At 57.7% G+C, this 10,754-nt stretch carries 9 protein-coding genes and 1 pseudogene; 7 read left to right on the forward strand and 3 right to left on the reverse strand.

Translation table 11 applies throughout. The features are described from left to right. Nucleotides 1-70 precede the first annotated feature (70 nt). From JQ624_RS34085 to JQ624_RS34095, 3 genes are all read left to right on the forward strand, one after another. On the forward strand, nt 71-1,588 hold the full coding sequence (locus JQ624_RS34085) for a hypothetical protein (RefSeq protein ID WP_212423262.1): 1,518 nt from the start codon (nt 71-73) through the stop codon (nt 1,586-1,588). A gap of 48 nt (nt 1,589-1,636) precedes the next feature. Next, a complete protein-coding gene (locus JQ624_RS34090; RefSeq protein WP_212423263.1) occupies nt 1,637-2,926 on the forward strand; it encodes a hypothetical protein in 1,290 nt (429 codons plus the stop codon). Nucleotides 2,927-3,051: 125 nt separating this feature from the next. After that, on the forward strand, nt 3,052-4,386 hold the full coding sequence (locus tag JQ624_RS34095) for a hypothetical protein (RefSeq protein WP_312014544.1): 1,335 nt from the start codon (nt 3,052-3,054) through the stop codon (nt 4,384-4,386). Nucleotides 4,387-4,401: 15 nt separating this feature from the next. On the opposite strand, the gene JQ624_RS34100 is transcribed toward JQ624_RS34095, so the two are convergent. Continuing rightward, complete coding sequence (locus JQ624_RS34100) at nt 4,402-5,436, reverse strand: hypothetical protein (RefSeq protein ID WP_212423264.1); 1,035 nt, start codon at nt 5,434-5,436, stop codon at nt 4,402-4,404. Between the two features lie 31 nt (nt 5,437-5,467). Continuing rightward, nucleotides 5,468-6,265 (reverse strand): FkbM family methyltransferase, encoded by a 798-nt coding sequence (locus JQ624_RS34105; RefSeq protein WP_212423265.1) that lies wholly within the window; start codon nt 6,263-6,265, stop codon nt 5,468-5,470. A gap of 543 nt (nt 6,266-6,808) precedes the next feature. On the opposite strand from JQ624_RS34105, the gene JQ624_RS34110 reads away from it, so the two are divergent. Continuing rightward, nucleotides 6,809-7,324 (forward strand): DUF2865 domain-containing protein, encoded by a 516-nt coding sequence (locus tag JQ624_RS34110; RefSeq protein ID WP_249130284.1) that lies wholly within the window; start codon nt 6,809-6,811, stop codon nt 7,322-7,324. 195 nt (nt 7,325-7,519) lie between these two features. Next, complete coding sequence (locus JQ624_RS34115) at nt 7,520-7,765, forward strand: hypothetical protein (RefSeq protein WP_212423267.1); 246 nt, start codon at nt 7,520-7,522, stop codon at nt 7,763-7,765. Between the two features lie 317 nt (nt 7,766-8,082). Here JQ624_RS34115 and JQ624_RS34120 read toward each other — a convergent pair whose 3' ends face one another. Then, nucleotides 8,083-8,316, reverse strand: a complete 234-nt coding sequence (locus JQ624_RS34120) for a hypothetical protein (protein ID WP_212423268.1) — start codon at nt 8,314-8,316, stop codon at nt 8,083-8,085. Between the two features lie 1,376 nt (nt 8,317-9,692). Between JQ624_RS34120 and JQ624_RS34125 the strand changes: the two genes are divergently transcribed. Together JQ624_RS34125 and JQ624_RS34130 are read left to right on the forward strand one after the other, a co-directional pair. Next, nucleotides 9,693-9,890: a hypothetical protein gene (locus JQ624_RS34125; RefSeq protein ID WP_212423269.1), complete on the forward strand. Its 198-nt coding sequence runs from the start codon at nt 9,693-9,695 to the stop codon at nt 9,888-9,890. A 131-nt stretch (nt 9,891-10,021) separates the two neighbouring features. Beyond that, nucleotides 10,022-10,754: pseudogene (locus JQ624_RS34130) on the forward strand (IS256 family transposase); the annotation flags it as partial.

Here is a 10,754-nt window from a genome sequence, read left to right on the forward strand (position 1 = left end):
TAACGCGCGATTTCGCACTTGCCAGATGCCTAGTTCGCACCTGCCAAAAGCCTACAACAACGGGACCTGCATGTCGTTCAGTGCAATCAGCAACATCGTTTGGGCAAGAAAGCTCGCATTCCTGACGGTTTTTGCCTTGATTGTCGCGAGCACCATTGCTTTCACCCTGCTGGTCACGCCGATGTTCCAGTCAGAAGCCATGTTGATGACCACCCTTGACCGGGCGCAGCGACAACAGACCCAGCTTCCTGAGACGCTTCGATACCAGCTGAACTCACAGATCTACATCATCAACAGCGACGATGTGCTTCGGCAAGCCATCGGCGAATTTGGGCCGCAAAGGCTATTTCCTGATCAGCGGCAATCTGCTTCATGGAACACGCTGAAACTCTTGCCACCGGGCCTTCTGGCGACAGTTTCAGAAATCGGGGGAGCGCTTCGATCCAAGACTTCAGATGAAGGAAGTTCCGACATCGATCGAGCGCTACTGAAGGTCAAGAAGCGCCTGGCCGTTACCCTCGAAAAGGATTCGCAGATATTATCGCTGACTTTTCGACATGAAGACCCGAAGAGTGCCGAGCAGTTCCTTGGGCTGGTCGTGCGGGACTTTCTCCAGCGTCAAGCGGATCTCAGCGGCAACGCGCAAGCTCCGGCCTTTTTTCGTGAGCAGGCAGCTTACTATCGCGATGAGTACAAGAAAGCATCTGACGAGCTAAGCGAATTCGCAAAAAAACATTCGACTTACTCGGTAAGTCATGAAATCGAGCTTGCGCTCACGCGGCGCGACAATACGATCGCCGCTCTTGCGAAGACGCGAGGGTCAATCGCAGAGAAGGAAGCGCAGGCCGCGACATTCCAGAATACGCTGGCACAGCTTCGACGCCGAATTTCCCTTCCGGGCGAAATCACCGGTCCCAAGCAGAAGCTACCCGAAGGTACGGGCAATGGTGATGCATTAACCGATACCAATAAGGTGCCGGCGAATGAATCGCCTCTATTGCTCGTACGTGTGTTTCAGGAGACCGCACAATCGCTTGTGAATCTCAATTCCGAGGTCGCAGGGTTGCGATCTCTCGAAAAGGCGCAGACCGACTCATTCACGGACGTCGACCGAAAGCTCGGTGAGCTTTCTTCTATTGCAGCTGAATTTCGTCGACTGAAAGACCAGCTCGAACAGGTGTCCAAGGTTTTGGAAGCGAACGTCGGTCGGGCTGCGGATGCCCAGATGAACGCCGATTGGGACGCCAGTGAAAAGCTCTCGAATGTCAAGGTCGCGCAATCCGCCACGGCGCCCAAGGAGCCGGTGTTTCCCCCCAGGCCGCTTTTCATCGCTTTGGGAGCGGTCATCGGATTGGTTGGCGGAGCGGCGGCATGCGTGATGCTCGAAGCGGTAAGCGGGCGGCATCGACAAGCGCATGATAGCCGGCGCGACATTTCCGACGACGAGCGGTTTCGGAAATGGGAGCCGGCGGAGGAGGATGACTGGCTGCAGTCGGCTGCCGAAGGGCGCTTCAGAGATCGGAGGGCGCCCGCACCGAATGGCTGGGCTCCCGCTCATGAGGTCGCCGAATATCGTGGCCCTCGCTAAAGGGGCCGGTCGCAAGGCGCGCATCGACGCCGTTAAGAAGGCAGCTTGATGGCAGAGATTTCGCTGACAGGTACGACTGCCCTTCGAAACGCGCAATCGGCATTCGTGCTCTGCGCCATCACGCTGCTGTCTGCGGTCTTCCTTCAGAAGATCGCGCTGCCTGGCACGGGCGGCATATGTCCGTTGAACCTTTTGATTTTTCCGGCCGTTACAACTGCCGCCTTCCTCGCCGGCGTGCTCGAGATCAACACCATTGCATTCATCTGGTACGCACTCTTTGCGTTGGTGGGGACACTTAGCGCTGCGCTCTCATCCAGTCCGCATGTTTCGGTGCTGTCGCTCGGCTTTCTTGTCGTCACGCAGTTTCCGTTAGTGTTCCGCTGCGTACAGTCCAATAATTCCTATCAGCGTGTTGTGAATTTCCTCTCAACGGTCGGCTGCATCAGCGCGTTGATTGGCTTTACGCAGTTTATGAGTCAGTTTGCCGTTGGTGTCGACGTCGCGTTCTTTCTGGACAAGCACCTGCCAGCCAACGTAACCGTGACGGGATACAACGCGCTCATTCCGCTCTACTGGTCTTCGCCGGTCTACAAGAGCAACGGGGTTTTCTTCCTGGAACCCTCTTTCTTCTCTCAGTTTCTCGCGATTGCAGTGGTTGCAGAATTGCTGCTGAGGCCAAGAGCGCTCCGCCTGCTCGTTCTCGCTGCCGGCCTCGTGTGCAGCTATTCAGGCACGGGGCTGACGATGCTGGCGCTGTTCCTACCTGTCTACTTTTTGCGTCACGGGCACTCTCGGCTGTTCTTCTTCGCGGCCTTGATTTCCGTCGTGCTGATACTTTTTGGTGATGTCCTTCGTCTCGATGCATTCACGCGACGCTTAAGTGAATTCTCGGACGTTCAATCGAGCGGGTGGGCGCGCTTTCTGTCTATGTTCACCGTGCTTCAAAGGGTCGTGTTTTCGAACGATCTGACGTTCTTCCTCGGACGAGGGCCGGGAACGGTCCAGGAGCAATTTCGATTATTTTCGTTCAATGCTTTCGATCCAACTTGGGGAAAGGTCATTTACGAATATGGCCTGCTGGGCTCACTTGTTTATCTCCGGTTCTTTTATCTGGCCTTCTGCAACGGGCCCAGGGGCCTCCGGTTTGCAGTCGGATATACCTACCTGTTTCTCGGTGGATACTTGCTCAACGCGTCCGTGTTGATGCAGCTAGCAGCGCTTGTCGTTTGGCTTGGGAAGACATCTGGCGCAGCAGAGCGACCGGACGACGGCGCGATAGAGAGGAGAGGCGGCCTCTTCGCCACCTATCCGGCTATGCCGGTGCTAGGAACGAGATGACGGTACAGAAAGCAAACATCGCGGGCGGATGCGCCGCTACCACACTTTGCGAGGATAAATAAATCGTGTCTCAGTCCGAGTTCGCGCCAACAATTAGCTGCAAGAAAAGTCAGAGGAAGGCGCAAGTGAGTCGCGTCTCGCGCAGCTCGCTCGCTCTCTTCACTCTGAAGGGGTTCAATTCGGCACTCACCGCCGTATCCAATTTTGTTCTAGTCTTTGTGCTAGTTCGAACAATTGGTTTGGATTCGTATGCCGTCATCGCGAGCCTGCTGGCGGTTGCGGCCCTTGTCGTGCAGAGCGACCTCGGAGTGTCAGGGCTGGCATTTTTCAAGCTTCGCTCTCACTATCTTGGTGAAACCGGCAAACACGATGTGGACGACCAGGACTTGGTTGCGACCATCGTCATGCTCTACATCGCGATCGGCGTCATTTCAGTCATCATTTTAGGAGTCGCGCTCGCCGCAGGCGTCGTTCAGGTCGCTCCTCACGGCCTCGCATACCTGCTGGTTTTTGCCGGTGCAGTCTGTGCCTTGCCACGGATGGCCCTTCGCGTGGCGGTGAATGCCAGGGATGGCTTTGTTTGGACGGAAGCAATCGATTTGGGCAGGCGCGTTGCGCTCTTGGTCCTGACGGCTGCGATGCTCCTAGGCCTTTCGTTTGTTGCCTTTGGCGCGCTCAATCTGCTGATGTGGATATTGTCGATTACCGCACTAATATCGCTGGCCCAATTTTATGGCTTTGCGCTGCGGAGTGGAGCTTTTCTCACAGGTCTGCGCTTGCTCAGGAAGGAGGTCGGCGGAGTGAGGGCCACCGTTCTGCTATCATTGGCCGATTTTGTCATCAGTGTTTTCCCGTATTATCTGCTCGCTGCGACGCGGGATGCGGCGACAATCGTCGCATTCGACATGTTCTACAAGGTGACGCGCTTCGCTGTGCTGAGCTATCTGATTGGCGCGGAGACCGTCCTCCCTCAGCAGACGCGCGCGGTACACAATCAAGATGCAACCGGATTAGCCCGCGCAACAGCCAAAGGGTTCATGGTTGGGCTATTGCCGATGACATCGGGAATTATCGCTATCGCTGTATTCGGCGAGCAACTCTTTGGCGTCATTTTGAACCACAGTGGAATCATCTCGCCTGTCATGCGCATCGCGATTTGCGCGATGCTCGTGTTCATGCTGATACAAACGACCTGCCAGATCGTGTTAATCGGTATCGGAAGGTTCGATGAACTCGCCCGCCGCTCGTGCGCCACGCTTGCCGGCATGATGCTGATCAGTATGTTGATGGTGCTGTTTCGCTGGAACATCGAGGCCTTCATTGCTGCGTATGTGATTGTTTACGGAGTGGGTTCGCTGCTCTATGCGGAGTGCCTGTATTCATTGAGCCGGTCCTTGCGGAGGAAAGGCGCGCAGGAAGACGCGCGCGGAGGTGCCCAGGTCGGAACGGTCGAAATGTGAGAAGAAGAAGGTGTCTCAGGCGCGAAGATTGCGCAAGCCCTCACGCGCGATACGCCTGAGCGGCCCGCCAGGACGCTTGATACGTCGCATCACACCGGCACCAGTCTGATGGCGCAAGAGCTCCATGAGACGCAGAGGCTCATGCAGCGTGGGATACCGATTGCGGGCGAGCGAGCCAAATCTTCGCAAAGCGGCCTGATGCGACGGACCGGTCGCCGCGTCACGAACCTGCCTTCTAACTTGCTGCTTCTTGGCACTCCACCAGTCCGCAATCTCCGACTGCTTTCGTAGCAAGGAAGGTCTACCTGCCAGGGCACGTTGGGCGTAGTCACGTGCTTCACCCCATGTCCTGAATGATGGGATGGGGTGCGACCCGAACAATCCGGTAAAGTAATCAAGGGATGCTCTGGTCTCGACGATCGGTATGCATCCCAACTCTAGGCTTTCATAGAGCCGCCAAGTCTCAAGAATGACGTTGCCCATCGGACAAGGCGAAAAGACAGTACTCTCCAGAACATCATCGAATCCAGCCTTGGTCAGTTTTCTGCCGCCGTCTTCGTAAATGGACGTGGTGCCGGTCAGGAAACTCGGCTCTAATCCTGCGAACGCCGTGGCCATATCGACCCGAGAGGCCTTGATTTCCCCCGTAAAGGACCATGCATATTGTCGTTCCGTGATGGGACGCACCGAGCCAGCGGTTCTCGTGCCGTTGGCGTAACCTTCCGGGATCGTCCAGATGCCCTCGTGTCTCGCCAAACCTGTTGCGAAATTCCGAATGACCGCGTCGAAATGGCGGTACAGTGCATAACCTCCCGAAAACCACTCGTCGCTCGTATGGAGCAGTACGAGGCGACGACACCTTGCCCGGCACTCACGAAAATAGGCCTCATATGTATGCAACGGCTGCCAGTTGCTACTGACGACATGAATGCAGTCATCATCGAAGCAAGTCAGATCGAGGTCCGTGCATTCCTCTTCAATCAAATCCCTTAAAACGTCACGTAGCCAGTCAACTTCCAGAAGATTGTCGGCGTGCCAGACTAGTTTCACTGTGGATGGTCCTCCGGGAGCGGCAGCCGACCTAAGCAACCAAATGCTGAGTGTAGACACTCAAGCCATTTTTGGGCTGGTGACGATATCCCAGCGAGGTCATTTGGGCATTGAGCTGATCGACATCGTACAGGTCGGAAGTTGTTTCGACGATGATCCGGCGGATTTTGCGCGCGTCTGCCATACGTAGGCTCATCAATATGTCGAACTCTGCACCCTCGCAGTCGAGCTTCAACAGATCCACATCATGCTGAAGGTCACCAAGAATCGACGGAAGGTCGATGACCTCGACATCGACGTGATCAGTGTTAAGTGCCTCAGTGGCATAGAAGCTGTGCCCCCCCATGTTCCGTTTGTGTATGTACAGCTTGGTGCGCCCTGGACGGGCGCCCACAGCCTTCTGAATCGGAGTGACGGATTCAAGTTTGTTTACTGAAATCGTGTTCTGAAGTTGCACGAAATTCGGAGGAAACGGCTCGTAGCACGAGATCATCGCCGATGGATAGAGCTGCTTGAGTCGCAGAGCGAACAAACCGCTGTTGGCGCCGATATCCACGATGACTGGGGCGGACCGATCAAGGGGCAGATCGTAGCAACGCTCGATAAAGATTTCTTTGTAAATGTAGAGGGTCATGAAGTCCCGAACCGGAATGACATGGCCATTCGCTAGTGCCAGATACTTCATCTCTGGCGAAAGGCCAGGGATGAGCTTTTCGAGCATGGTGAAATAGAAAGATGGAGCCGATCGCAAGACCGCCGAATGCTTCCGATACTCCGCGGGCCGAGCGAATTGCGCGAAAGTCCACTTCAATCTCCAAGGCACTCGCACGGGGGACTCCTCAAAGAATTAAGAATCGCGGCAAATTCAGACGCTGATTGTTGCCATTTATTGTGGCTTCTACTGCGCCTTCGATTGTGCATTGCGGCACGTAGCGAACGCGCTGCAGCCCGCTTTGTTCCTGAATCGAAGCAGTTCGTAATCCTGCAATTTGAGAGTTTTATTTAGCGGGGAGGAATGATGATCGTGACGGCTTATCAGTGCCTAACCATTTTTTTGAGCCATTGGAATTAAAGGTTTTTGCGGAGTGCCTAACGATTTCGGAGAGCGAAACGGTTGCGGGCGAGGCGATCAAGGCTAGGGGCGGAGCGGGCGGTTTTGCCTCGACGAAATAACGCACCGCTGACTCGCGCTGACCGCCTGACGGGCCACCTGGCGGCGGTTGACTGAGCCGCGAACCGGCCCAGCCTGCACCGCCATGCCGCGTCATGGTCGCCGGGGTGGTCGAGCTCACCGGCTATGCCGGGGTTCGCTATGTCTGGGTGTCTGTGCCGCTGGTGCCGCTCTCGACGGGGTGCGCTCATGAAACCAGACATGAACCCGCCACCAGCCGAAGCCGAGAAACCCGGCGGCGTCTCCGGCGCGGCCCGCGCGGGCCGCGCACCCGTGCGTCCAAAGGTCCACGTCGAAGCTTCCGTTTCCTATTGCGTTCGGACGTGCGACGGTCGCTATTTCCCCGCTCCGTCCGGAGACGCGCAAAGCACGACGCATGGCTGCAAGAGTCTTTGTCCGGCCACCGAAACGAAGGTGTTCTACGGGAGCTCGATAGACGGCGCATCGTCGAAAGACGGTCGGCCCTATTCGGCGCTGGCCAACGCCTTTCGCTACCGGAAGGAATTGGTGGCGGGCTGCACCTGCAACGGCAAGGACGTAGTTGGCCTTGCTTCCGTCAAACCCGATGAGGATAAGACTCTCCGACGAGGCGACATCGTCGCGAGGGAAACCGGACTGGCAGTCGTCAAGCGCGTCGACGAAGGCGTCAGTTTCGCGAAAGCTTCGGCCGCGACCCGAAGCAAGTACGAGCGCTTGCCAGTCCTCGCGTCCGAATAAGGATGGCGCGTCGTCGGAACATCCGATTTTCGAGACCGTTGCCGATCCAGCGCATGGAGTTTCCGAGATGATCGAGACGGACACTGAGATTGTGGAATGCCCCCACTGCGGCGCCTGGCCGATGACCGCCAGAAGCTCAGGGCAGACGCGCTCCGGAAGTTCTGTATTTCACGCCGCATCCCATCGGGAGATACGATGAAGATCCGATCCCACTCAGAGAGCCATATCGTCGAACTGGATGATGGCTCCCAATGGCGGATCTTCCCGGGCGACCTCGATCTGCCCCTCGATTGGAAGCCCGAAACCGAAATCTCGGTCGTGCCCATCGAAGACGAGGTAGGTTCGCATGCGCTTGTGGGCGGCGGCAGAAAGGTACGCGTGATATCGGTGGGGGAAAGCTGGTCCTCGAGCGAAGTGAAGTCCGTTCTCAAAGGTGGCTGAACGCCGGCGTGGCGCAACCTATCGGCACACCGGTGCCTAGCCATCCGGAGATCAAGCCCGCAGAAGCGGCTGGCAACTGGATCGTTCAAGGATACGAAAAAGCCCGGCCGGAATCCCGGCTCGGGCTTTTTCCCCTCTTGCAATAGTTAGTGAACGGCGCGAACCAAATAGTAGCCGACCCCACCGACCACGATCACGGCTGGAACGGCCCCAGTAATAGCAATCTACGCCTCCTCCTCTTTTGCCCTCGATGAGCAAACGCAGGCGGCCTGCCTTTTGTTCCCGTTGCCTAGGCTCGCGTCCCGCGGCGCGCCACGTCAGTTGGACGAGCAGACCTTGACCGTCTTCATGCCGGTCTCGGCTTCCGCACGGGTCTTGTAGACGGTGCCAGAAGGACTGACGACGGTCATCGAAGTATCGACCGGCTTCTTGTCGACGATTGTGCACTTCTTCGTCTTGACGTCCTGCACGACGTAGAACTCGTCGGCCGCCAACGCGGGAGCGACGAACGCGGCAACGAGACCGACGGATGCAATCACACGAAATTTCATCTCACTCTCCTCGAATTAGAAGCCGGCCTTTTGCCGGCGAAGATAAAACGGGAAAAAGGGGCAATTGGTTCCTTGACCGGATCGCCGGGGTTTGGCCCGATCCAGAGGCCGTGGCGGTAGCATGCGCTCGCGACGGTAGGCATCCAGCGCTATTCCGGTGGAGTGTGAGGATGCGGATGACGTGCATCTGCAGAAGGCGTTCGTTACGGCTTGAGCCGTCTCTGGCGACGCACCGCGACGTCGACGCCGCGGACGGGCGACGATGCCTGGCCTATCACTGTTGGATCTACGGACAGCATCCCGAGCCATATCCGCCAGGGAACGGGCCGCTTATTCCAGCACGGGGGCGATAGGGTCCTGCACCTCCTGGACACTCAGCCCGGTGAGCTCGTTCAGGCGGCGGGCCAAGGGCCCGGACATGAATCTATCGGTCGACTGGAATTCCGTGTTTGTGCCGGCAATAGGACTTGCAGAGATCGTTGGCGGGCCGCCACGGGGCCGATAAGTCAATTCTGCGCAGGCCAGGACGGAGCCGGACCCAACGTCCCATAGGCCGCGACCTTCTCGAGGCTCGGCATTTGTTAACTACAGCTCTGTATCTTCGTGGCAATCGCGGAAGACAGGGGCAAGCGGTCTTCCTCGACCGTCTGCAGGCAGCTATCGCAGACAGTTAACCTACGGCCGCGCAAAACATCCTCAATGCTGCTAGGCCTTCATCCGGAGCAGATCCATTAGGGGTAAGCCAGACTAATCCGCGACGGGCACCTCAGTTCCTCGGGAGATCGAAGCTCGAAAAGTTCGACGGCAGGCGTCGACGGTTGACGGTCGGCCAAACAAAAAATGTGGTGCGGTCCGCCACAGGTGGCGGACAAACACCTTTGGGGTAACACCTTACAAGAAAGCACTGCTTCCACAAAAAAGGTCTCTCATGTGGGTAGTTGTCAAAGCGATCGAACCCGCTTTGCGATAACGCCAGCAACTCCGCGCTTTCCATCAGCAAGAAGCGCAGCGTACAGTTTCTATCAGTTGGGGCGCAAAACTACTTTGATGACGCCGTCTTCCTTGTCGCGCGCCAGGTAAAACAAGTACCTTCATCATTCCCGCTATCTCAGCGAATATCAAATCGATGACATCGGCGGGATGGCGATTTTCAGCAAATTTGTTTAGCCAAAGATCGCATTGAGCAGTGTGTAACACAGATCGAGGCGGACGGCTGCGTCGTCTACACCAAGAATGGGCCGAAGGCGCAGCCGCTGCTGCGCGATGAACTGGCTCTGCGCTCGTTTCATTTGCCTTGGTCTGACGAGGCTTGGCCTAAACATTGAAAGCGTCAAGCCGGTCGGCAGGCCCAAAGTCGGCTTTGGCTGGAAAGGTGAGTGATGGTTACCACGCGCAGACCTGTCAACCGGCCGCCGCGTTCCCGCATCACGCGTGAAGCCGTCGAAATCTTCAAGCGCATCCGCGCCACGCCGATGCAATACTACGCCGACGCCGCGCTGTCCGATGCGCTCGGTCTTTGTGTGCACTTTTGTACCGTTCCACGGAACGAGGGCGTGTCCTCAGTTGTGGTGTAGCTCGGTAGAGCAAAGCCGCCCGGACGCGCGCCCCCCATAGCGCCGTAGCGGGCGGGCGGCTTTGCGGTGGTCACCGGCGATTCGCCGGTAGGATCAGGTTGCGACACGCCAACGCAACCGAGGAACCACCGATGATCGACGATATGATGAACCTGCGCACGCTCGTGGAGAAGACCCCTGATGCCGATCTGTTGCGCGAGATGATCGGCTTTGCGGCCCAGCGCCTGATGGAGCTGGAAGTCGAAGGCCAGACCGGGGACCGGGGCAGCCTATGGGGAGAAGAACCCCGAACGTGCGGCCCAGCGCAACGGCTACCGCGACCGGATCTGGGAGACCCGTGCCGGCGCAGTCGAACTTCGCATCCCCAAGCTACGCAAGGGCTCCTACTTCCCGGGCTTTCTGGAGCCGCGCCGGATGGCCGAGAAGGCACTCACCGCCGTGGTGCAGGAGGCCTACGTGCAGGGCGTCTCGACCCGCTCGGTGGACGATCTGGTGCAGGCCATGGGCATGACCGGCATCTCCAAAAGCCAGGTGAGCCGGCTGTGTGGCGAGATCGACGACAAGGTGAAAGCCTTCCTTGCCCGTCCGATCGAGGGCGACTGGCCGTATCTGTGGATCGACGCCACCTACGTGAAGGTACGCCAGCAGGGCCGCATCGTGTCGGTCGCGGTGATCGTCGCGGTCGGCGTCAACAGCGACGGCCGGCGCGAGTTGCTCGGCATGGACATCGGTCCCTCCGAAGCTGAACGTTCTGGACGGCATTCCTGCGCAAGCTCGCCCGCCGTGGCCTGCGCGGCGTTAAGCTCGTCGTCTCGGACGCCCACGAAGGCATCAAGGCCACCGTCGCCAAGGTGCTCAACGCCA

Origin of the sequence: Bradyrhizobium sp. AUGA SZCCT0283 (assembly GCF_018130385.1) — a bacterium.
Taxonomy (GTDB): Bacteria; Pseudomonadota; Alphaproteobacteria; order Rhizobiales; family Xanthobacteraceae; genus Bradyrhizobium.

What these genes read in the sequence shown, in the direction of transcription:
- JQ624_RS34115 (WP_212423267.1), top strand. Translation starts at nt 7,520, where the DNA reads ATGAAGATCCGATCCCACTCAGAGAGCCATATCGTCGAACTGGATGAT.
- JQ624_RS34085 (WP_212423262.1), top strand. Translation starts at nt 71, where the DNA reads ATGTCGTTCAGTGCAATCAGCAACATCGTTTGGGCAAGAAAGCTCGCA.
- JQ624_RS34090 (WP_212423263.1), top strand. Translation starts at nt 1,637, where the DNA reads ATGGCAGAGATTTCGCTGACAGGTACGACTGCCCTTCGAAACGCGCAA.
- JQ624_RS34120 (WP_212423268.1), bottom strand. Translation starts at nt 8,316, where the DNA reads ATGAAATTTCGTGTGATTGCATCCGTCGGTCTCGTTGCCGCGTTCGTC.
- JQ624_RS34110 (WP_249130284.1), top strand. Translation starts at nt 6,809, where the DNA reads ATGAACCCGCCACCAGCCGAAGCCGAGAAACCCGGCGGCGTCTCCGGC.